The sequence below is a fragment of the Azospirillum sp. UENF 111221 genome (genome assembly GCF_058780625.1).
This window is the reverse complement of sequence record NZ_JBSNCH010000003.1, coordinates 504,672-525,229: the sequence shown is the minus strand read 5'-3', so window position 1 is coordinate 525,229 and position 20,558 is coordinate 504,672. Positions and strand designations below refer to the sequence as shown.

The following is a 20,558-nucleotide window of genomic DNA, read 5'->3' as shown; positions in this document are numbered from 1 at the left end:
TCCGTATTTTTATGTGCCGGGCATCGATGGATCAGGAGAGCGAGGTGTGCGAGCAGACCCAGAGAACCCGCGCATCCCCCTCGCCGCCCGAGATGCAGGCATGCCCCATGGCGCTGTCGAAATAACAGGAATCGCCCTTGGACAGGATCAGGGGCGTGTAGCAATCGCTGTGAAGCGTCACTTCGCCTTCCAGCACATAGATGAACTCCTCGCCATCATGGCGGGAAAGCCCGCCGAATTGCTGGATGCTGCGCGCCTTGATCGTGGTCACCAGCGGGACGAACCGCTTGTCGGGCAGGTCGGCGTTCACCGCCTCGTACCGGTACTGGTCGGTTTCGTGCACCGCACCGTCACCGGCCCTGGTGACGCTGCGGCGGCCAAGCGGGGTCGGCTTCGGAACCTGACCGAACAGCTCTCCCACCTCCACCCCCAGGCCGGAGGCCAGTGCGGCAATCTTCTCGTAGGTCGGCGACAGCTGCCCGTTCTCGATCTTCGACAGAGTGGATACCGAGACCCCGGACCGCTCGCTCAACTGTTGAAGCGTGAGCCGTGCCGCGGTACGCAGGCGCTTCAGCGTCGGCGCAAGGATGCCCACGGTGCCGTTCGCCCCTTGTCCGTCCCCTCGGGTTCGCCGCGATGATCCGCCCACAGTGTTTTCCTGATTTGATCCAACCCGCACGGCCGTCCGGCAGAGTATAGCCGGCCGAAATTTTTCTTATACGAAAATTTTGTGGCGCATGATCCGAAGCGGATATAGCGTGACGGTCCCTGAAGGCCCATCCGTCGCGAGGAGAGCACCGCCTTGACCACAGCCGCCCTGTCCATGCTGTCGCCCGCGGAAACGGCCGAACTCCTGCCATTCGCTCCCCTGTGCGACGCCATCGCCGATGCCGCCCGCGACTATGCCGCCGGCCGGATTCACAGCCCGGAACGGCAGGTCCTGCCGCTGCCGCAGAACGGCGTCCTGCTGTCCATGCCGGCGACGGCCGGCGATATCGGCATCCACAAGCTGGTCAACGTCTGTCCGGGCAATGGAACGCTCGGGCTGCCGACCATCCATGGCGTGGTCGCCGCCTATGACGGCGCCACCGGGGCCCCGCTGGCGATCCTCGACGGGCCGACGGTCACCGGACGCCGCACCGCCGCGGTGTCGATGCTGGCGATCCGGACGCTCGCCCGGCGCCCTCCGCAGCGGGTCGCCCTGTTCGGCACCGGCAAGCAGGCCGCTTATCATGTCGAGGCGCTGGCATCGCTCTATCCCGGGATCCGGGTCGACGTGCATGGCCGGCGGGACGAGGCCTGCCGGTCCTTCTGCCGGACCTCCGGCGTGGCGGGGATCGATCTGCGTCCGGCCTCCGGGGCGGTGGACCCCGCCGTCGATGTCGTCATCACCCTGACGACCAGCCTCGTGCCGGTCTATGACGAAGCACCGCGGCCTGACCGGCTGCTGGTCGGTGTCGGTGCCTTCAAGCCCGAGATGGCCGAATACGGTCCAATCTCCATCCATGGCAGCGACGTCTTCATCGACGACCCGGCCGGCGCGCGGCATGAGGCCGGCGACCTGATCCAGTCCGGCTTCGACTGGACGACCGGACGGTCGCTGGCCGATGCGCTGGACGGCACCGGCCTCACCGACCGGCCCCGCCTGTTCAAGAGCGTCGGCTGCGCCGCCTGGGACCTCGCCGCCGCCCGCTGCGCGCTGAGGAGCAGCGTTGCGGCGTGAGGCGCCGACGCTATTTCTCGCCGATGAAGGCGCAGTGGGGAAAATTCTGGAAGTCGTAGCGGTGGATGCGCAGGTCCGGTCGATGGCGGCTCAACCAGTCCAGCACGGCCAGATGGGCGGTCTGGTCGAGCATCCACTGCGGCCGGCCCTCCAGCAGGAAATGGCCGATATAGGCCGCCACCGTCGCCAGATACTGCCCGGCGAGCGGCGTGTCGTTGTAATAGACGAAGCAGACGACGATCTCGCGAAACGGTCCGCGCCGGCGCCGGTCGTGCAGGACGCCGAGGTCGAAGCCGTCCATGTCCCCGGCGAGCGTCCGTAGATCGCTCCGGGTGGTGGCGTCCAGATCGACCAGGATCAGCGGCCGGCCAAGATGCCGATGCCATTGCTGGACGCGGATGAAACGCGCGCAGGCGTAATAGGTGACGCGCTGCGCGTGCGACCATCCGGTCAGGTCCGGCTGCTCGGTCGACAGGCCGATGGACAGCGGATAGAGCCGCCGCCATTCGCCCAGCATCCCCAGCAGCGAAGGCGTCGGCGACACCACGTTCAGCACGATGGATGCCCCCGGGCTCGATTGGCCGATGGAGCGGAGAAGGTCGGGCGCAAAGCGGCGGACATAATGTTCATCGCCGCTCACCATGATGACGGTGCCGTTTCCCTCCGGCAGATCCGCCACAATGCTCATCTCCGGCAGCTGGGCGATGACGCTGTCCAGCGAAGCCAAGCGTTCAAAGAACGCATCGTCCGCCCGCAGCATCGACCAGGATCCGAGTTCGCCGGCACCGTCCAGTTCCGCATCCGTAAAGCGCGCGGCGAATCTCCTCTGCAGCCTCGATGCAAGGGTCAGGCGGCCCCGGCGATAGACGTGATAACCCACAATCGAGGCGGCCAACGCATCCTTCGGATCGCCGCGCAGGCGCCGCCACGCCGCCCGCGCCGCCCATGAAAGCCGCCGGTCGTCGAGTGCACCCAGCTGGAACAGGTCGAGCGCCAGCGCCAGCCACAGGCGCAGACTGCCCGGCTCGTCGGGATGGACCGTCTGGACCCGGTGCAGATGATCGAAGGCCTTCACCGCGAGACCGAGATCGAGCGTCATCGCCTTCCCCGGCGTCCAGTCGAGCAGCCCACTGCGGTACTGGTACAGCCGGGCAAGGGCGTCATGTCCGCGCACCGACTGCGGGTCGAGCGCCACGGCACGGCGGGCGGCGACCTCCAGCCGGCCGGCCTCCTTGCGGCGCAGAACCTCCAGGTTGTTCCGCGCCTGCTTGTGATCGGGAACCACGGCCAGGATGCGTTGGTACCAAACGGCCGACTCCAGGGGCGATCCGGTGCCGGCCGGCGGTGGGGCGGCGAGGAGATTCGCCAGATTGTAGGCCCCCGCCGCATGGGCCGGCGCCAGTGCCAGTGCCCGCCGGCAGGCATAGTCGGCATCCTCCGGCCGGCCGGCCCCGCGCAGCAGGCTGGCATAATTGGCCCAATGATCCGGGCTGTCGGGCTGGGCCGCCGCCACCTGGCGGAAATGGTCAGCCGCCTCGGCGGGACGGCGGGTCTGCATCAGCAGCAGGCTCAGCATCTGGAGCGCCTGGAGATGGCCGGGTATGGCCGTCAGGAATGCGTGGTATCCCGCCTCCGCCTGTGTCAGATCGCCCTGCTGGTGACTGCGGATGATCTGACCGAGATCCATGCCCGTCTCCCCATTTCCTGCGCGGCTTGAGACCGGCGGGAAGGCATCGGGGTCGATGCTCATTCTGCCGGCCGCCGGCGGACCGAAGCCTGCCACGGCCCGTACCGGCCGGTCCACCATGGAGTCAAGCCGCACAGTCGGAGAACCCTGCGGGCGCAGGCCCGATGGCAGGACGCAACCACGCTTCACAAAAAATTACACTAAATAATTGCTGATTATCTGAGAAGCCCGATAAATTTCTACACTGTTGACCACGCAACAGAATCATGTTCCCATATTTTCTAGTAGATTTATGGAGATAGGGGGAGCATCGCCATGCGACAGTCAGGACGCCTCAGCCGCCGTGCCTTAGCGGCGGTCGCCGCATCGGTGATGGGGCTGCTGGTGACGTCGGCCATCGCGACGCCCGCGGCTGCCGAAGGGCGCATCCGGATCGCCGAGCAATATGGCCTGGGCTATCTGCCGCTGCATGTGCTGCGCCACAACCAGCTGATCGAGAAGCACGGCAAGGCTCTTGGCCTCGACGTCACGGTGGACTGGGTCCAGCTGTCCGGCGGTGCTGCGATGAACGATGCGCTGCTGTCCGGCAGCATCGATCTGGGGTCCGCCGGGGTCGGACCGCTGCTGACCATCTGGGACCGCACCAAGGGCAGCGCCAACGTCAAGGCCATCGCGTCGTTGAACGACATGCCGCTGTTCCTGACCACCAACAACCCGAAGGTCAAAACGCTGAAGGACTTCACCGATGCGGACAAGATCGCGCTGCCGGCGGTGAAGGTCGGGGTGCAGGCCCGTGTCCTCCAAATGGCGGTGGAGAAAGAGCTTGGCGCCGGCAAATTCGACGCGCTCGACAAGCTGACCGTGTCGATGCCGCATCCCGACGCCACGGCGGCCCTGCTGTCGGGCAGCGGCGGCATCACCGCCCACATCTCCAGCCCGCCCTTCCAGTACCAGCAGTTGGACGACCCGAAGATCCACAAGGTCGTCAGCTCCTACGACGTGCTGGGCGGGCCGCACAGCTTCAACCTGATCTGGAGCAAGCAGTCCTTCCGCGACGAGAACCCGAAGACCTACCGGGCTTTCCTCGATGCGCTGAAAGAGGCGATGGATTCGATCAACGCCAACCATGACGCCGCGGCGGACGCCTATCTGGCGCAGAACAAGGGCAGCCTGGACAAGGCCTACATCCTGCGCCTGCTGAACGACCCCGACATCCGCTTCACCGTCACGCCCAACCGGACGGAGGCCTTCGCCGATTTCATGCACAAGGTCGGCGCGATCAAGAACAAGCCGGCCTCGTGGAAGGATTACTTTTTCGACGACCTGCATGACGGCACCGGGAGCTGACGCGATGAACGCGCTTACCTACCCGCAGAGCATCGACAGCGATGGCCTGTCCGAACGGCCGCTGCTCGACGTCTCCGGCGTCACCCTGCAATACAAGACGCGCCGGCATCTCGTCACCGCCACCTACCGCGTCGATTTCCAGGTGTTCCAGTCCGAACGCTACGTCCTGCTGGGACCGTCGGGCTGCGGAAAATCCTCCCTGCTGAAAGCGGTCGGCGGCTTCCTCCAGCCGGTGGAGGGAGCGATCCGCCTGAACGGCCGCACGGTGACGAAGCCCGGCCCCGACCGCATGATGGTCTTCCAGGAATTCGACCAGCTTCCGCCCTGGAAGACGGTCAAGCAGAACGTGATGTTCCCCCTGCTCGCCAGCGGCAAGGCGAAGCGGCGGGAGGCGGAGGAGAAGGCGCTCGACTGCATCGCCCGGGTGAACCTGACCAAGTTCGCCGACGTCCACCCGCACATGCTGTCGGGTGGCATGAAGCAGCGCGTCGCCATCGCCCGCGCCATGGCGATGGAGCCGGACATCCTGCTGATGGACGAGCCCTTCGCGGCACTCGACGCGCTGACCCGGCGCAAGATGCAGGAGGAGCTGCTGCAACTGTGGGACGACCTGCGCTTCACCGTGCTGTTCGTCACCCATTCCATCGAGGAGGCGCTGGTCGTCGGTTCGCGCATCCTGGTGCTGTCGCCCCATCCGGGACAGGTGAAGGCGGAGGTGAACTGCGACGGCTACGACCATGGTGCCGTCGGCGGGGCCGAGTTCCAAGCGCTCGCCAGCCGCATTCACACCATGCTGTTCGCCGAGGATGTCGAAAGCGGCGTGAAGGGGCCCCGTGCATGACCGACCTGTCCTTTTCCCCGCGCTCCCGTCCCCCCGGCAGCCCCCCCATTGGCAGGCGCGAACCGCCGCTGCGCCCGGAATATGAGCGCACCGTCACCGCCACCGGCCCCATCGGCGATGTCGCCCGCCCGCTGTCCCCGTGGGAGCGGCTCGGCAACGTCACGGCACTGCGCCGGCTGCTGGTCCTGGCGGCGGTTGCGGCGCTGTGGCAGGCGGCGGCGGTCTGGCAGAACAACCCGCTGATGTTCCCGACCTTCACCGACACCGCGGCGGCGCTGTGGGACGCCATCCGCCGCGACAATCTGCTGTCGATGGCCTGGACCTCGCTGGCGGTGCTTCTGAAGGGCTATGCGGTGGCGGTGGTCCTTGCCGTGTTGCTGACCACGGTCGCCGTCTCCACCCGCATCGGCAACGACCTGCTGTCGACGCTGACCTCGATGTTCAACCCGCTGCCGGCCATCGCCTTGCTGCCCATCGCCATGCTGTGGTTCGGGCTGGGCGAGGTCAGCCTGATCTTCGTGCTGGTCCATGCCGTGCTGTGGCCACTGGCGCTGAACACCCATGCCGGCTTCACCTCGGTGTCGGAAACGCTGCGGATGGCCGGGCGGAACTACGGGTTGGGGAGCTTTCGCTACGTCGTCACGCTGCTGATCCCGGCGGCCTTCCCGGCGATCCTCACCGGCCTCAAGGTCGGCTGGGCCTTCGCCTGGCGGACGCTGATCGCGGCGGAACTGGTGTTCGGCGTGTCGTCCGGCAAGGGCGGGCTCGGCTGGTTCATCTTCCAGAACCGCAACGAGCTGTACATCGACAAGGTCTTCGCCGGCCTCGTCACCGTCATCCTGATCGGCCTGCTGGTCGAGAATGTCGTCTTCCGGTGGATCGAAGTCCACACGGTCCGCAAATGGGGCATGGTCCGCTAAATGGCTTTCCAAGACATCAACCCGGTGCGCTTCGATTCCAACCTGACGGTCGAGCGCCCGACCTTCGTCACCCACCTTGAATGCGCCTACACCGGCGAGCGGTACGAGGCCGACACAATCCACAACCTGTCGCGCGCCGGCAAGCCGCTGCTGGTCCGCTACGACCTGAACGGCGTGAAGCAGGCGCTGACCAAAAGCTCGCTGTCCGAACGCCCGCAGGACCTGTGGCGCTACCGCGAGCTTCTGCCCGTCCGCAAGGTCGAGGACATCGTCAGCCTGGGCGAAGCGGTGACCCCGCTGGTGCCGCTGCCCCGGCTGGCGAAGCGGCTGGGCGCGGCCGAGCTGCTGGTGAAGGACGAGGGGCGGCTGCCGACAGGCTCCTTCAAGGCGCGCGGGCTGGTGATGGCGGTGTCGATGGCGAAGGCCTTCGGCATCGCGCACATGGCGATGCCGACCAACGGCAATGCCGGGGCGGCGCTGGCGGCCTACGCCACCCGCGCCGGCATCCGCACCACCATCTTCTGCCCGGCCGACACGCCGGAGGTGAACGTGTCGGAGATCGAACTGCAGGGCGCCACCGTCTACCGCGTCAACGGCCTGATCGACGATTGCGGGAAGATCGTCGGCGAGGGCAAGGCCAAGGTTGGCTGGTTCGATGTCTCCACCCTGAAGGAGCCCTACCGGATCGAGGGCAAGAAAACGATGGGGCTGGAGCTTGCCGAACAGCTGGGCTGGGAGGTGCCGGACGTCATCTTCTATCCCACCGGCGGCGGCACCGGCCTGATCGGCATGTGGAAGGCCTTCGCCGAGCTGGAGGCCATCGGCTTCATCGGCGCGAAGCGCCCGCGCATGGTGGCGGTCCAGGCCGCCGGCTGCGCGCCGATGGTCCGCGCCTGGGAACAGGGGGAAGAACACGCCCCGCGCTGGGAGGATGCCCACACCATCGCGTCCGGCATCCGCGTGCCGCAGGCGGTCGGCGATTTCCTGATTCTGCGCGCCGTGCGAGAAAGCGGCGGTTTCGCCATCGCCGTGCCCGACGATGCCATCCAGGCGGCGCTCAACGAGGTGGCGCGCGAGGAGGGCTTCCTGCTCTGCCCGGAAGGGGCCGCGACCTACGCCGCCTACCGCCAAGCCCTGGCCGACGGCCGGGTCGGCAAGGAGGAGCGCGCCGTCCTGTTCAACTGCGCCACCGGCCTGAAATACCCGCTGCCGCCGGTGCACCGCACGCTCGACCGGACCCGGCCCATCGACTATTCGCTCTTTCAGGACAGCGGACGATGAGCGATGTCCGCTACCGCCCGGACCGTCTGGTCGCGACGCTCGACGCCATTCTCCGCCGCAGCGGCAGCTCGGCGGAGGAGGCAGCCATCGTCGCCGCCAATCTGGTGGAGGCCGACGCCCGCGGCCATGCCAGCCACGGCGTCTGCCAGATCGCCGTCTATGCCCGCAGCCTTGAACTTGGCCATCTCCAGCCCAACCGCCACGCCCGCATCGTCCGCGACGAGGCTCCCTTTCTGGTGGTGGACGGCGATGTCGGCTATGGGCAGGTGATCGCGAAGGAGGCGACCGACCTCGCCATCGAACGCGCCAAGGCCGGCGGCGCCTGCATCCTGGCATTGCGCAACGCCCACCATATCGGCCGCGTCGGCTCCTATGGCGAGCAGTGCATCGCCGCCGGGCTGATCGGCCTGTTCTTCGTCAATGTGGTCAGCCGGCCGCTGGCGGCGCCCCATGGCGGCGGCCGGCCGCGGCTGGGCACCAATCCGGTCTGCATCGCCGTTCCCGGCACGCCGGGCTATGCGCCCTTCCTGCTCGATTTCGCCACCAGCGCCATCGCCGCCAACAAATGCCGGGTCGCCGCCTCGCTGGGCAAGGAGGTGGAGGACGGCCTGCTGCTGGATCCCGACGGACGACCGACGCGCGATCCGGCCGTGATGTTCACCGAACCGACCGGCGCCATCCTGCCCTTCGGCGGCCACAAGGGCTACGGCCTGGCGCTGGCCTGCGAAATCCTGGCGGGCGCCCTGGCCGGCGGCCTGCCCGCCTTGCCGGAAAACCTGCGGCCGGGACGGGTGGTCAACAACGCGCTGGCCTTCGTCATCGACCCCAACCGGGTGGCCGGGCCGGAATGGCAGACCCTGACCGACGCCGTGCTCGACCATGTCGCCGACACGCCCGTCGCCCCCGGCAGCGACGGCGTCAGCATCCCCGGCGAGCCGGAGGCCCTGCACCGCATGGCCGCGATGGACCGCGGCATCGCGCTCGACCCCGACACCGTCGCGGCACTGCACGGCATCGGCGGCGGGCTCGGGCTGGATGTGGCTGCCCTGCTGGAGGGCTGAACGGGGCGGAGTTCCGCCCCATCCGCTCAAGCGGTGATGCGGTTCCGCAAGACGCCGTCTTCAAGGAACAGCCGCGCCGTTTCCGCCGCGTTGCGCCGCATCTCGACCGCCGCCTGGTCGGAGTGGAAGGCGTTGTGCGGCGTCACCACCAGCCGCCCGGCGAGCCAATCCTCCCGCGCCCGCCACGCATCCAGCAACGGATGGGGGGCCGGCGGCTCGACCGGCAGCACGTCGGTCCCGACGGCGGCGAGCCGGCCGCTGCGCAGGGCCGCCTCCAGTGGGTCCAGCCCGGCGAACAGCTCGCCGCGCGCGGTGTTGACCAGGATGGCGCCCGGCTTCATCGCCGTCAGGGTGGCCTCGTTCAGCAGGCCGCGCGTCTCTCCGTTCAGCGGGCAGTGGAAGGTGACGATGTCGGACTCGGCCAGCAGCTCCTCCAGCCGGCGGACGCGGCGATAGCCGACAGCCTTCTCGTGCCCAGCTGGCTGGAACGGGTCATAGCCCAGGATGCGGTGGCCGAAGCCCTTCAACCGGTTCACCACCGCGGTGCCGATCCGCCCGACCCCGACCACCCCGACCGTCGCGGCATCGGACCGGTGCAGCGGGGTCAAGGTGTTCGCCTGCCACGTCGTCGTATAGGCGCGGGCACGGGCGTCATGCTCCCACAGCCGGCGCTGAAGCGACAGGATCATGGCGACCGCATGGTCGGCGACCTCCTCCGTCCCGTAATCGGGGTTGTTGCAGAAGGGAATCCCGGCGGCCTCCAGCGCCGCGACATCGACCCGGTCATAGCCGACGCCGAACCGCACGACGATCCGGCAACGCTTCAACCGCTCGACGGTTGCCGGGCCGATGCGCGTGCTCCACACCAGCAGGGCATCCAGGCGGGCGAGGCGCTCCGGGTCGAGATCCTCTTCCCGCCGGCAGTCGAGGAAATCGACCTCCGCCAAGCCATCCAGCACGGCGGCCTCCAGATCGGGGGGCGGAATCATGTGGTCGGTGATCCCGACGACCAACCGCCCTGCGCTCTGCTGCCCCATCCTTCTCGCTCCTGTCACTGCTCGAATCGAATAACCCTCATTTTCCCATGCAATGCTGGATTTTCAAAGCCGATTGCCGCTTTGCACAATAGGAAATGAAGGCCGCATGCGGGCAAGGCCACGGTTTCACTTGCGCGGGCGCAGGAAGAACAGCATGGCGAGGCCGGACAGCAGGATCGACAGCATCACCCACCAGAAGGCATGCGGCGAGACGTGGTCCTCAATGCCGCCGACCCCCGGCACCCCCGCGACGTTCATGCCGAAGATGCCGGAGATCAGCGTCATCGGCGCGAAGATCACGGTCACCACCGCCAGCACATGCAGGCTGTGGTTCTGCTGGTCGGCGACGCGGGCCAGAAGCTCGTCCTGCAAGACCTTGGCGCGGTCCTGCAATGCCTCGATGTCGTAGAGGACGCCGCCGAACTTCTCGACCGAATGGCCGAGGCGCGCGCGGTCGTCGTCGTCGATCCAGGGCACGCTGCCGGTGGCGAGCCGGCCCAGCGCTGCACGCTGCGGCGAGACATGGCGGCGGAGCCGGACGATCAGCTGGCGCAGCTGGCCGAGCCTTTTGCGGGCGAGCTGGTAGCGTTCGGCAAGGACGGTGTCCTCCACCTTGTCCAGATCGGCTTCGGCGCGCGTCACCACCTCGCCCAGCGTGTCGGCCAGCATGTCGATCAGCTCGGCCATCAGGGCGGCGGTGCTGCCATAACGGCCCTGGTCGTGCAGGGATTTGCGCAGCCGGTCGATGGCCTTCAGCGGATGCCGCCGGCAGCTGACGATGCGGTGCTCATCCATGAACAGGCGCAGGGTGCCGATGTCCGACGGCTCGAAATTGAAGTCGTAATGCATGTCGCTCAGCACGGCGAGGAAGCCGTCATCGAACGGCTCCAGCCGCGTCCGGTCGTCGTTGGCGTCCAGCAGAATCTCGCGGGCGAACTCGTCGAGCCCGCTCTTGCGGTCCAGCCAGTCGCGCGCCCGCGCCGAGGCGAGGTTGAAGTGCAGCCACAGCACGCCGCCGCTGCGCCGCTGCGCCGTGTCGATCTCCTCGAAGGACACCGGCACCGGCGGTGCATCGGTGGTGAGGAAATAGCCGCAGATCAGGTCGGTCCCGGTATCGAGCTTGATTGGAACTGCCATGCCCGGCGAACCTTCCATTGCCTCTTCGCCGGCTGGGTGCCGGCCGGCGGGCAGGATACGCCGGCCGACGTGCGGCGCAACCTCGTCCTTGGGCGCCTGGAGCAACTGCAACAAGACCGTCTTGAAACCGTCATCACCCTGTCGCGCGTTTGCGGCAAGAACGCGCGGGGCGTCATCATTCGACAGAGGCATGACCGTGAGGACCGAGACCGCCGCCGGCGCCCACGACATGGACGCCTGCGATATCGCCAGCCATTTCCCCGCGCGCGAGGCCGCCGTCGGCCCGATGCGGTCCGACTCTGCAGGTTCCCGTCGTCCGTCCCTCAACCGAGGCGGACGTGCCGGCCATGCTGGAGATCTACGGCTACCACATCCAGCACGGGCTCGGCCCCTTCGACATCGAGCCGCTGCATCCGGAAGAGCTGAAGCGCCGGCGCAAGGCGATGTTGAAGCGCCGCCTGCCGCATCTGGTGGCCGAGCTGAACGGCGCCATCGCCGGCTACGCCTATGCGGCCCCCTTCCGCAAGCGCCCGGCCTACCGCTACACGGTCGAACACTCGATCTACGTCCACAAGGATTTCCAGGGCCTCGGCATCGGCCGCCGCCTTTTGTCGGCGCTGGTCGACGCCTGCACCGTCGCCGGCTGCCGCCAGATGGTCGCCGTCGTCGATAGCGCCAACGCCCCGTCGCTGCGCCTGCATGAATCCTGCGGCTTCGAGCAGGCCGGCATTCTGCGCTCGGTCGGCTTCAAGTTCGGCCGCTGGACCGACAGCGTCTTCCTCCAGCGCGCGCTCGGCCCTGCCGACGGCGCGCTGCCCGACGACCATCGCGGCGGCACCGTCCAGGCCGGCGACTGACAGCTTTCCCTCCCCCGGAGTTCCCCCATGGATTTCTTTCGACGCTTCTCCTTCCTCGTCTGCGCCCCGGCCTTCGACGCCGACGAGCTGGAAGGCGTGCGCGTGCAGCAGATCGTCGCCGAGGTCGAGCGCATCGGCTTCGAGGTTGTGCGGACGCGCCGCGTCGAGGATGCCGAGCTGGCGATCCGCACCGATGCCGCCATCGGCTGCATGATCGTCGATTGGGGCAAGCGCGGGCTGGAGGGCAAGCCGGCCTCGCTGATCGCGCTGGCGCGCAAGCGCGGTCTGGAGATGCCGATCATCCTGCTGGTCCGCCGCCAGCGGCTGGAGAACATCCCGGTCGATGTGCTGAACCAAGTCGACGGCTATGTCTTCCTGGCCGAGGAAACGCCGGAGTTCATCGCCAAGAACCTCGTTTCCCGCCTGAAGCAGTATGCCGAGACGCTGAAGACCCCCTTCTTCGGCGAGCTGGTCGATTATGCCGAGGAAGGCAACCAGCTGTGGACCTGCCCCGGCCATAATGGCGGCATCTTCTACAGCCGCAGTCCCATCGGCCGCATCTTCGTCGAGCATCTGGGCGAAGCGGTGTTCCGCGACGACATCGACAACTCGGTGCTGGAGATGGGCGACCTGCTGGTCCATGAGGGACCGGCGCTGAAGGCGCAGAAGGAAGCCGCCAAAATCTTCGGGGCCGAGCGCACCTATTTCGTGCTGAACGGCACGTCCGCCTCCAACAAGATCGTGCTGTCGGCTCTGGTGGCGGAGGACGACCTCGTCCTGTTCGACCGCAACAACCACAAGGCCGCCCACCATGGCGGGTTGTTCCTCGGCGGCGGCATCCCGATCTTCCTGGAGACCGACCGCAACCCCTACGGCCTGATCGGTCCCATCGACCACGAGGCGCTGGACGAGGAACGCATCCGCGAGAAGATCCGCAAGAATCCCCTGGTCAAGGACCAGGACGCCTGGAAGCGCGAGCGGCCGTTCCGCGCCGCGGTGATCCAGCAATGCAGCTACGACGGCACCATCTACAGTGCCGAGACCATCCTGGCGAAGATCGGCCATCTCTGCGACTACATCCTCTTCGACGAGGCGTGGGCCGGCTTCCTGAAGTTCCATCCGCTGTTCAAGGGCCGCTTCGCCATGGGGCTGGACAGCCTGCATGACGGCCACCCCGGCATCATCGCCACCCAGTCCACCCACAAGCAGCTGGCCAGCTTCTCCCAGGCCTCGCAAATCCATGTGAAGGACAGCCATATCAAGGGCCAACGCCGCCGGGTGGAGCATCGCCGCTTCAACGAGACCTTCCTGCTGCACGCCTCGACCTCGCCCTTCTATCCGCTGTTCGCCTCGCTCGATGTCGGCGCGCAGATGATGAAGGGTAAGTCCGGCGAGGTGCTGTGGGACGACACGATCCGGCTCGGCATCGAGCTGCGCAAGAAGCTGCGCGCCATCCGCCGCGAATTCGACGAGCGCGAGAGCGATCCGGCGCGCCGCTGGTTCTTCGACCCCTTCGTGCCCGACCGGGTGGAGGTCGGCGGCACCACCTCGGCCTGGGAGGATGTGCCGACCGACGCGCTGGCGTCCGACGTGCGGCATTGGGAATTCGTGCCGGGTGCCGACTGGCACGGTTTCCGCCATGTGGCGGCCGGCTATGCGATGACCGACCCCAACAAGCTGACCCTGCTCACCCCCGGCTTCGACCGCCGCACCGGGGCCTATGAGGACCACGGCATCCCGGCTCCGGTGGTGGCGCAGTATCTGCGCGAGAACCGCATCGTTCCGGAGAAGAACGACCTGAACTCGATCCTCTTCCTGCTGACGCCCGGTGTGGAATCGAGCAAGGCCGGCACGCTGCTGAGCGCCCTGGTGGCGTTCAAGCGGCTGCACGACGACAATGCGCTGCTGGAGGACGTGATCCCGGAATTCGTCGCCCGCCGCCCGGCCCGCTACACCGGCCGTCGGCTGCGCGACCTGTGCGCGGAGATGCACGCCTATTACCGCGAGCGCGGCACCAACGACCTGCAGCGCCGCATGTTCCGCCCCGACCATCTGCCCGCCATGGTCATGCCGCCGCGCGAAGCGGTGCGGCATCTGGTGCGCAACGACGTGGATTACCTGCCCATCGACCGCATCGCCGGGCGGATCGCCACCACCCTGTGGGTCGTCTACCCGCCGGGCATCGCCACCATCGTTCCGGGCGAGCGGCTGGACGACCACGCCCGGCCGATGATCGAATATCTCCAGGTCTTCCAGGAGGGCGCCAACCGCTTCCCCGGCTTCGACAACGAGATCCAGGGCCTGTACCGCGAGACGGAGCCCGACGGGTCGATCCGCTTCTACACCTATGTCGTGCGGGAGAAGGGCGCGGACTGAAGCCACGCCTCCGCTCCAACCCTCAATAGGGCCGGTCGCCCAGCACGGTGGCGCGGTGCATGACGCGCCGGTGCGGTGAATAATCGTTCACCGCATAGTGCTGGGTCGAGCGGTTGTCCCACAGCACCAGATCGTCCGCCTTCCAGCGCCAGCGCACGGTGAATTCCGGGCGGCTGATGTGGTCGTACAGGAACTCCAGGATCGCGGCGCTTTCACGGTCGCTCAGCCCGACGATGCGGGAGGTGAAGTTCTCATTCACGAACAGCGCCTTGGCGCCGCTGACCGGATGGGTGCGGATGACCGGATGCACCACCGCCGGATGCTTGTCGCGCGCCGTCTTCCAGCGGGCATGGGTCTCGGGATCGCCGTTGTGCCGCCATTCCGGGAAGGAGCGGGTGAAGTCGTGCAGCGCCTTCAAAGGCTCCAGCAGGCGGCGGATCGGTTCGGACAGGCCGTTGTAGGCGGCGATGTTGCTGGCCCACACCGTGTCGCCGCCGATGGGCGGAATGAGCTTGCCCGACAGGGCGACGATGGCCGGCGGCGTTTCGATGCAGGTGACGTCGGTGTGCCAGACGTCGTTGTCGGTCGGGTTGTGCGGCCCGGTGTCCAGCACCATGATCTCCGGCTGCTCCGGCACCTTCGGATAGATCGGGTGGACGTGCAACTGGCCGAAACGGGCGGCGAAGTCGCGCTGCGCCTGCGGCGTCAGCGGCTGGTTCTCGAAGAACAGCACCTGATGGGCGACCAGCGCCCGCTCCAGCGCCTCCGCTTCGCTGTCCGACAGCGGGCGGGAGAGGTCGACACCCTCCACCCGCGCACCGATAGCGGGGCTGACGGGCGTGACGGTCAGGGCGGACAAGGCGATGTCTGGCATGGCGGTTCCCCAATCTTTTTGTTTGGCGGTTTATAAATTCCGGCAGTTGCAGTTCTCAGGACTTGCCCTTCCACGGCACCAGCCACGCTTCCAGCAGGCGCATGCCGTAGGAAAAGGCGAAGGCGAAGGCGGCGATGATGCCGATGCCGACGAAGACCACGTCGGTGGCGAGGAAATGCGAGGCGGACATGATCATGAAGCCGATGCCGCGGGTGGCGGCGATCAGCTCCGCCGCGACCAGCGTGCTCCAGCCGACGCCGATGCCGATGCGCAGGCCGGTCAGGATTTCCGGCAGGGCGCTGGGCAGCACGATGGTGCGGAACAGCTGCCAGCGGCTGGCGCCCAGCGACAGGGCGGCATTCACCCGCTCGATGGGCAGCGCCCGCACCCCGGCCTGCGCCGACAGGCAGACCGGCGCGAACATTGCCAGCGTCAGCAGGACGATCTTCGAAACCTCGCCGATGCCGAGCCAGATGATCATCAGCGGCAGATAGGCCAGCGGCGGCAACGGCCAGTAAAACTCGATGGGCGTGTCGAAAACCCCCTTGGCCCAGCGGTTCAGCCCCATCGCCAGCCCCAGCGGAATGCCGAGCGAGGCGGCGATGACGGCGGCGGAGAAGATGCGGAACAGGCTGGCCGAAACATGCTCCCACAGCGTGGCGCCGGCATAGCCGTCCTCGACGACCGCCAGGAACTGGGTCGCCACCTCCTGCGGTGTCGGCAGGAACAGCGGCGGCACCAGCCGGTAATGGGTCGCCAGGAACCACGCCGCCAGCAGCAGGAGCGCGGTGGCGAGGCTGATCGGGCCGGTGCGCGCCCCGTCCAGCCCGAAGGGATGGAGCCGGACGATCTTCGGCCGGTCAGCCGGATCGGAGGCGCGGCTTCCGGCGCGGGCGAGGTCGGTCATTGCAGCACCGCCCGGCGGGAGTTCCGCCTCGGCATGCGGGCGATGCACCAGGGACCGGATTTCGTCATAGAGATTCTGCGAACTCCGGTGCCGACAGGATGGCGCGCACGTCGCGCTCGGCGGCGAAGCGGCGGACGAAATCCAGGTCGAAACGGGCGACGATCCGGCCCGGCCGTGGCGACATCACCACCACGGTGGTGCCGAGGAACAGCGCCTCCTCGATGGAATGGGTGATGAAGAAGATGCGCTTGCCGGTGCGTGCCCAGACGTCGATCAGCAGTTCCTGCATCTGCTCGCGGGTCAGGCTGTCGAGCGCGCCGAACGGCTCGTCCATCAGCAGGATCTTCGGGTCGGTCGCCAGCGCGCGGGCGATGCCGACGCGCTGGCGCATTCCGCCCGACAGCTCGTGCGGGAAAGCATCGGCGAAGCCTTCCAGCCCGACCAGCCCCAGCAGTTCCTCCGCCCGCTCGCGCCGCTCCCGGGCGGGAACCCCGGCGAAGCGCAGGCCGAGCGCCACATTGTCGGCGACGCTGCTCCAGGGCAGCAGCGTGTCCTTCTGGAACACCACGCCGCGGTCGGCGCCGGGGCTGGCGACCGGCTGGCCGTCCAGCGTGATCGACCCCTCCGACAGGGGCAGGAAGCCGGCGATGGCGTTCAACAGCGTCGATTTCCCGCAGCCCGATGCCCCCAGCGCCACGACGATGCTGTTGGCGTCGATGTCGAGCGACGCGCGGTCCAGCGCATGGACCACCCGCCCGTCACGGGCGGAAAAGAAGACGCTGGCGTTGCGGACCTGGAGCATGGACGCTCTCCCGTCGGCGATAAGATTAGCGGACGTCCTTGACGTAGTCGGCGGTGACGAAGCCGCCGTAGCTGGGCAGCACGGTGGTGATCTTCTTTTGCTCCTTCAGGAACTCCGCCGTGTCCTTCAGGATCTTCGCGGCACCGCTTCCCTCGCCGCCGGCCAGCCAGGCGGTGGAGGCCTGCACCTCCGCCGGGACCAGCGACAGGTTGGTCAGTGCCGACGCCTGATCGGAGGGCGTGCCGCCCAGCAGCTTCGCCAGCGTCTTCGCATTCTCGGAATCCGGCCCCCACGCCGCCTTGTCGTTGCGGAAGGAGGCGCTGTAGCGCTCGATGGTGCCGGCGAAGCTCTTGAGGAAGGCGGGATTGTCCTTGGTGAAGGCCGCGGTCGCCACCCAGGCACTGAAGGTCGGGGCGCCGCGGTCGGCCACCTCGCGCGAGGTCAGCAGCACCTTGCCGGTCTTCTTCAGTTCGGTCAGGGCGGGATCCCAGACGAAGGCGCCGTCCAGGTCACCGCGGTTCCAGGCGGCGACGATGTCCGGCTGCGGAATGGCGAAGACCTGGGCGTCGCGCTCCGTCAGCTTCTCCTGCTTCAGCACGGCGAGCAGCTGGTAATGGTCGGTGGAGACCGGAGCCGCCGCCAGCTTCTTCCCCTTCAGGTCCGACGGCTTCTCGATGCCGGAGCCGTTGCGCACCACCAGCGCCTCGTCGGTGCCGGAGATGGTGGCGAGGTGGAAGGCCTTCACGTCCAGCCCGCGGCTGACCGCGGCGGCGAAGGGGCTGGAGCCGACATAGCCGACCTGCACGTCGCCCGAGGCAATGGCGGCGAAGATCTCGGCACCCGAGTTGAATTTGCGGAAGTCGATCTCGGCGCCGGTCGCCTTGGCGAAGTCACCGTTGGCGATGGCGACCGAGGAGGGCAGCGCGTCGGTTCTGATAGCCGACCACGACCTTGCCGGACGCGGCTTCGGCGATGGTAGAGGCGGCAAAGGGGGCGACCGCCGCCAGCGCGGCAGAGAGGAGAATATGCAGATTGGTCTTCATCGTCGTTTCCCCCGTCACGGTGTGGATGCCGGCCTGCGAGGACCGGGAATCCGAATGTGCGTGAACTCTAAAGCGACGCCCGCGCTGTTGTCATCATAAAATCTACATTCCTACAGGGAAATAGATTGTAAACACGTTTCTTTTTTGTTAAATTCTGCGGGCATTGCCGTCCGTATGGCGCTGGACGCAAGGTTTTCCCGCCATCGGCTCGCCAAGGGCGGTACCGATTCCGCTGAAAAATTTCAGCCGATACGAAGCAGACGCTTGACCTCAGCAATTTTTCCCATTTTCCTATAGACAATAAGATATTTGAACAGACTCAATCTGTTGAATTTTGCAGCCAGTGGCAAGCGCCACGCCAAAACCACCTGACCCCAAACCACCTGACCTAAGGAGTTCAGCCATGCAGGGTTTGAGTGATTTCGACCGGATGGTGATGGCGTCGCTCTGCCCCTCGGGCACGCTGGTGCTGCCGCTTCTCCCGCCCGACGGTCACCCGGCGGACATGACAGACTGCTCTGGCGACGATGAGCGTCCGGACCGCGGCCTGCTTCCCCTCGGCCTCGGCATCGTCTCGGCCATTCTCCTGGCATCGCTGGCAGCGCTGGCCTGATCAGGCCGGCAGCGGCCGCCAAACTCTCGAAGGATAAGAAAAAGTGGCGGTTCAGGACCATGACGCATATTGGCAGCCCGGTCTGGAAACCCAGAGCCGTGCCAACTGGCGGCAATTGCAACTCGACCTGCTGAAGGACCATCTGCGGCACGCCTACGAAGGCTCGCCCTACTACCGCGCCGCCTTCGACTCGCAGGGGGTGTCGCCGGGAGACCTGCGCACGCTGGACGATCTGCGGCGGTTTCCCTTCCTGGACAAGGCGACCATCCGCGACCGTCAGGTCGCGGTGCCGCCCTTCGGCGATCTGGTCGCCGTGCCGGAACGGGAGATCGTCTACATCTCCGCCTCCAGCGGATCGACCGGGGTGCCGACCGCCTCGCCTTTTACCGCCAAGGACTTCGAAGAGTGGATCGACTATGAGGCGCGGCAGTTCTGGTCGAGCGGCCTGCGGCCGGCCGACCGCTATGCCCATGCGCTGAACTTCTCCCTGTTCGTCGGCGGCCCCTGCGTGCTGGGGGCGCAGAAGCTGGGCGCGCTCAGCATCCATGCCGGAACCCTGCCGTCGGAACGGCTGCTGGCGGTGCTGAACCAGTTCAAGGCGACGGCGCTGTGGACGACACCGTCCTACGCTTGGCATCTCGGCGAGACCGCCCAGAGCGAGGGCATCGACCCCGCCCGCGATCTCGCGGTCCGCCGCCTGTTCGTGGCGGGCGAGCCCGGCGGCTCGATCCCCGAGACGCGCGAACGGATCGAGGCGCTGTGGGGGGCGGAGGTCTACGACTATTACGGCCTGTCCGACATCTTCGGCTCCTGCGCCGGCATGTGCGTGGAGAAGGACGGGCTGCACTGGGCCGAGGACCATATCCTGGTCGAGGTGCTGAACCCCGAAACCCTCGAACCGGTGGCGGAGTGCGAGCGCGGCGAGCTGGTGCTGACCACCCTGCGCAAGCGCGCCCGCCCGATCATCCGCTTCCGCACCGGCGACATCGTGTCGGTGACGACGGAGCCCTGCCGCTGCGGCCGGACCTCCCTGCGACTGAAAGGCGTGCATGGGCGGCTCGACGACATGCTGATCGTCAAGGGCGTCAACCTGTTCCCCGGCGACGTGGAGGCGGTGGTGCGCCAGGACCCGGCGCTGACCGGCGAATACCGGCTGGTGCTGGACCGGGTCGACCGGCTGGACCGCCTGACGGTCGAGGCGGAACACACCCACGGCTTCAACGGCGATCTGGAAGAGCTGCGGGGCCGGCTGCGCCGCCAGCTGAAGGCTGCCACCGGCGTCGGGGCGGAGGTCGCCCTGCTCGCCCCCGGCACGCTGCCCCGCGCCGTCCACAAGGCCAAGCGAATCGACGACCGCCGCCAGCATGTGTGGTCGTGACCCAATCCCCTGACGGAGCCCGCTCCCATGCCGGATACCCATCTTCCCGTCACCGAACAGCTGCCCGACGACTTCTCCCAGGCGGCGGCCGGCCGCCTGTTCATCAACGCCCGCACGCCGCAAAGCTGGTCAGACAGGCCGGTTCCGGTGGAGACCCTGCATCGCCTCTACGAACTGGTCCGGCTGCCGCCGACCGCCTTCAACGGCAGCCCGGCGCGCTTCGTCTTCCTGACCACGCCGGATGCAAAGGAGCGCTTGCGGCCAGCCTTGAGCCGCGGCAATCAGTCCAAGCTGACGGCCGGCGCCATCGCCATCGTCGCCTATGACCGCCGCTTCTTCGAGCATCTGCCGCTGCTGAGTTCGCATTACGACCCCTCGCCGATGTTCGTCGACGAGCCGTCGCTGGCCGAGACCACGGCCTTCCGCAACGGCAGCCTCCAGGCCGGCTACCTGATCCTGGCCGCCCGGCTGCTGGGTCTGGATGCCGGGCCGATGTCCGGCTTCGATGCCGAAGCGGTCGATGCGGAGTTCTTCGCCGACGGCCGTCTCCGCACCAACCTGCTGGTGGCGCTGGGCCATGCCGACGGACCGCCGTCGCGCCCGCGCGCCCCGCGGCTGGACGCATCGAAGGCGGTGGTGATCCTCTGAGCCCAACGCCGTAGCGGCCGGCAAAT

General features: G+C 67.4%; 19 protein-coding genes. 11 read left to right on the top strand and 8 right to left on the bottom strand.

Annotated features, from left to right (window positions below; translation table 11 throughout):
* Positions 1-31: 31 nt before the first annotated feature.
* Positions 32-595: a helix-turn-helix domain-containing protein gene (locus ACWPN3_RS10520; RefSeq protein ID WP_492242731.1), complete on the bottom strand. Its 564-nt coding sequence runs from the start codon at positions 593-595 to the stop codon at positions 32-34.
* Positions 596-802: 207 nt separating this feature from the next.
* Here ACWPN3_RS10520 and lhpI point away from each other — a divergent pair, with 207 nt between their 5' ends.
* Positions 803-1,723: a bifunctional Delta(1)-pyrroline-2-carboxylate/Delta(1)-piperideine-2-carboxylate reductase gene (gene lhpI / locus ACWPN3_RS10515; protein WP_492242730.1), complete on the top strand. Its 921-nt coding sequence runs from the start codon at positions 803-805 to the stop codon at positions 1,721-1,723.
* Between the two features lie 10 nt (positions 1,724-1,733).
* Here lhpI and ACWPN3_RS10510 read toward each other — a convergent pair whose 3' ends face one another.
* On the bottom strand, positions 1,734-3,410 hold the full coding sequence (locus ACWPN3_RS10510; protein WP_492242729.1) for a tetratricopeptide repeat protein: 1,677 nt from the start codon (positions 3,408-3,410) through the stop codon (positions 1,734-1,736).
* A 315-nt stretch (positions 3,411-3,725) separates the two neighbouring features.
* Between ACWPN3_RS10510 and ACWPN3_RS10505 the strand changes: the two genes are divergently transcribed.
* Genes ACWPN3_RS10505 through ACWPN3_RS10485 form a run of 5 tightly spaced genes read left to right on the top strand, consistent with a single transcriptional unit; the run spans position 3,726 to position 8,860 of the window.
* Complete coding sequence (locus tag ACWPN3_RS10505; RefSeq protein WP_492261346.1) at positions 3,726-4,757, top strand: ABC transporter substrate-binding protein; 1,032 nt, start codon at positions 3,726-3,728, stop codon at positions 4,755-4,757.
* A 4-nt stretch (positions 4,758-4,761) separates the two neighbouring features.
* Positions 4,762-5,598 carry an ABC transporter ATP-binding protein gene (locus ACWPN3_RS10500; protein ID WP_492242727.1) on the top strand — a complete coding sequence of 279 codons (837 nt, stop codon included), beginning with the start codon at positions 4,762-4,764 and terminating at the stop codon, positions 5,596-5,598.
* Complete coding sequence (locus tag ACWPN3_RS10495) at positions 5,595-6,518, top strand: ABC transporter permease (protein ID WP_492242726.1); 924 nt, start codon at positions 5,595-5,597, stop codon at positions 6,516-6,518. The genes ACWPN3_RS10500 and ACWPN3_RS10495 overlap by 4 nt, the downstream gene beginning before the upstream one ends.
* Positions 6,519-7,799 carry a threonine synthase gene (locus ACWPN3_RS10490; RefSeq protein WP_492242725.1) on the top strand — a complete coding sequence of 427 codons (1,281 nt, stop codon included), beginning with the start codon at positions 6,519-6,521 and terminating at the stop codon, positions 7,797-7,799.
* Positions 7,796-8,860, top strand: coding sequence for a malate/lactate/ureidoglycolate dehydrogenase (locus tag ACWPN3_RS10485; protein WP_492261345.1), 1,065 nt, complete (start codon positions 7,796-7,798; stop codon positions 8,858-8,860). Before ACWPN3_RS10490 ends, ACWPN3_RS10485 begins: the two co-directional genes overlap by 4 nt.
* A gap of 26 nt (positions 8,861-8,886) precedes the next feature.
* Here ACWPN3_RS10485 and ACWPN3_RS10480 read toward each other — a convergent pair whose 3' ends face one another.
* Both ACWPN3_RS10480 and ACWPN3_RS10475 read right to left on the bottom strand, forming a co-directional pair.
* Positions 8,887-9,897: a C-terminal binding protein gene (locus tag ACWPN3_RS10480; protein ID WP_492242723.1), complete on the bottom strand. Its 1,011-nt coding sequence runs from the start codon at positions 9,895-9,897 to the stop codon at positions 8,887-8,889.
* 126 nt (positions 9,898-10,023) lie between these two features.
* A complete protein-coding gene (locus tag ACWPN3_RS10475) occupies positions 10,024-11,034 on the bottom strand; it encodes a CorA family divalent cation transporter (protein ID WP_492242722.1) in 1,011 nt (336 codons plus the stop codon).
* Between the two features lie 242 nt (positions 11,035-11,276).
* Between ACWPN3_RS10475 and ACWPN3_RS10470 the strand changes: the two genes are divergently transcribed.
* Together ACWPN3_RS10470 and ACWPN3_RS10465 are read left to right on the top strand one after the other, a co-directional pair.
* Positions 11,277-11,891 carry a GNAT family N-acetyltransferase gene (locus tag ACWPN3_RS10470; RefSeq protein WP_492261426.1) on the top strand — a complete coding sequence of 205 codons (615 nt, stop codon included), beginning with the start codon at positions 11,277-11,279 and terminating at the stop codon, positions 11,889-11,891.
* 27 nt (positions 11,892-11,918) lie between these two features.
* Positions 11,919-14,267, top strand: coding sequence for an Orn/Lys/Arg family decarboxylase (locus ACWPN3_RS10465; RefSeq protein ID WP_109447178.1), 2,349 nt, complete (start codon positions 11,919-11,921; stop codon positions 14,265-14,267).
* A gap of 22 nt (positions 14,268-14,289) precedes the next feature.
* Here ACWPN3_RS10465 and tauD read toward each other — a convergent pair whose 3' ends face one another.
* The 4 genes from tauD to tauA are packed head-to-tail and all read right to left on the bottom strand — an operon-like array spanning position 14,290 to position 17,838.
* The gene (gene tauD / locus ACWPN3_RS10460; RefSeq protein WP_492242720.1) at positions 14,290-15,141 is read right to left on the bottom strand and encodes a taurine dioxygenase; all 852 of its coding nucleotides are present in this window, start codon (positions 15,139-15,141) and stop codon (positions 14,290-14,292) included.
* Positions 15,142-15,196: 55 nt separating this feature from the next.
* Positions 15,197-16,096 carry an ABC transporter permease subunit gene (locus ACWPN3_RS10455; protein WP_492261344.1) on the bottom strand — a complete coding sequence of 300 codons (900 nt, stop codon included), beginning with the start codon at positions 16,094-16,096 and terminating at the stop codon, positions 15,197-15,199.
* Between the two features lie 16 nt (positions 16,097-16,112).
* Positions 16,113-16,850: a taurine ABC transporter ATP-binding protein gene (locus ACWPN3_RS10450; RefSeq protein ID WP_492261343.1), complete on the bottom strand. Its 738-nt coding sequence runs from the start codon at positions 16,848-16,850 to the stop codon at positions 16,113-16,115.
* 25 nt (positions 16,851-16,875) lie between these two features.
* Entirely contained in the window at positions 16,876-17,838 is a 963-nt protein-coding gene (gene tauA / locus ACWPN3_RS10445) for a taurine ABC transporter substrate-binding protein (protein ID WP_492261342.1), read from the bottom strand.
* A 458-nt stretch (positions 17,839-18,296) separates the two neighbouring features.
* Here tauA and ACWPN3_RS10440 point away from each other — a divergent pair, with 458 nt between their 5' ends.
* The 3 genes from ACWPN3_RS10440 to ACWPN3_RS10430 are packed head-to-tail and all read left to right on the top strand — an operon-like array spanning position 18,297 to position 20,532.
* The gene (locus ACWPN3_RS10440; RefSeq protein ID WP_492242716.1) at positions 18,297-18,506 is read left to right on the top strand and encodes a hypothetical protein; all 210 of its coding nucleotides are present in this window, start codon (positions 18,297-18,299) and stop codon (positions 18,504-18,506) included.
* Positions 18,507-18,549: 43 nt separating this feature from the next.
* Positions 18,550-19,884 (top strand): phenylacetate--CoA ligase family protein, encoded by a 1,335-nt coding sequence (locus ACWPN3_RS10435; protein ID WP_492242715.1) that lies wholly within the window; start codon positions 18,550-18,552, stop codon positions 19,882-19,884.
* Positions 19,885-19,911: 27 nt separating this feature from the next.
* Positions 19,912-20,532: a malonic semialdehyde reductase gene (locus ACWPN3_RS10430; RefSeq protein ID WP_492261341.1), complete on the top strand. Its 621-nt coding sequence runs from the start codon at positions 19,912-19,914 to the stop codon at positions 20,530-20,532.
* Positions 20,533-20,558 lie beyond the last annotated feature (26 nt).

Bases quoted from the DNA above. Each gene is read 5' to 3' on its own strand.
- ACWPN3_RS10510 (WP_492242729.1), bottom strand. From the start codon at position 3,410: ATGGATCTCGGTCAGATCATCCGCAGTCACCAGCAGGGCGATCTGACA.
- ACWPN3_RS10490 (WP_492242725.1), top strand. From the start codon at position 6,519: ATGGCTTTCCAAGACATCAACCCGGTGCGCTTCGATTCCAACCTGACG.
- ACWPN3_RS10465 (WP_109447178.1), top strand. From the start codon at position 11,919: ATGGATTTCTTTCGACGCTTCTCCTTCCTCGTCTGCGCCCCGGCCTTC.
- ACWPN3_RS10450 (WP_492261343.1), bottom strand. From the start codon at position 16,850: ATGCTCCAGGTCCGCAACGCCAGCGTCTTCTTTTCCGCCCGTGACGGG.
- ACWPN3_RS10485 (WP_492261345.1), top strand. From the start codon at position 7,796: ATGAGCGATGTCCGCTACCGCCCGGACCGTCTGGTCGCGACGCTCGAC.
- ACWPN3_RS10505 (WP_492261346.1), top strand. From the start codon at position 3,726: ATGCGACAGTCAGGACGCCTCAGCCGCCGTGCCTTAGCGGCGGTCGCC.
- ACWPN3_RS10495 (WP_492242726.1), top strand. From the start codon at position 5,595: ATGACCGACCTGTCCTTTTCCCCGCGCTCCCGTCCCCCCGGCAGCCCC.
- ACWPN3_RS10480 (WP_492242723.1), bottom strand. From the start codon at position 9,897: ATGGGGCAGCAGAGCGCAGGGCGGTTGGTCGTCGGGATCACCGACCAC.
- tauD (WP_492242720.1), bottom strand. From the start codon at position 15,141: ATGCCAGACATCGCCTTGTCCGCCCTGACCGTCACGCCCGTCAGCCCC.
- ACWPN3_RS10430 (WP_492261341.1), top strand. From the start codon at position 19,912: ATGCCGGATACCCATCTTCCCGTCACCGAACAGCTGCCCGACGACTTC.
- ACWPN3_RS10440 (WP_492242716.1), top strand. From the start codon at position 18,297: ATGCAGGGTTTGAGTGATTTCGACCGGATGGTGATGGCGTCGCTCTGC.
- ACWPN3_RS10475 (WP_492242722.1), bottom strand. From the start codon at position 11,034: ATGGCAGTTCCAATCAAGCTCGATACCGGGACCGACCTGATCTGCGGC.
- ACWPN3_RS10500 (WP_492242727.1), top strand. From the start codon at position 4,762: ATGAACGCGCTTACCTACCCGCAGAGCATCGACAGCGATGGCCTGTCC.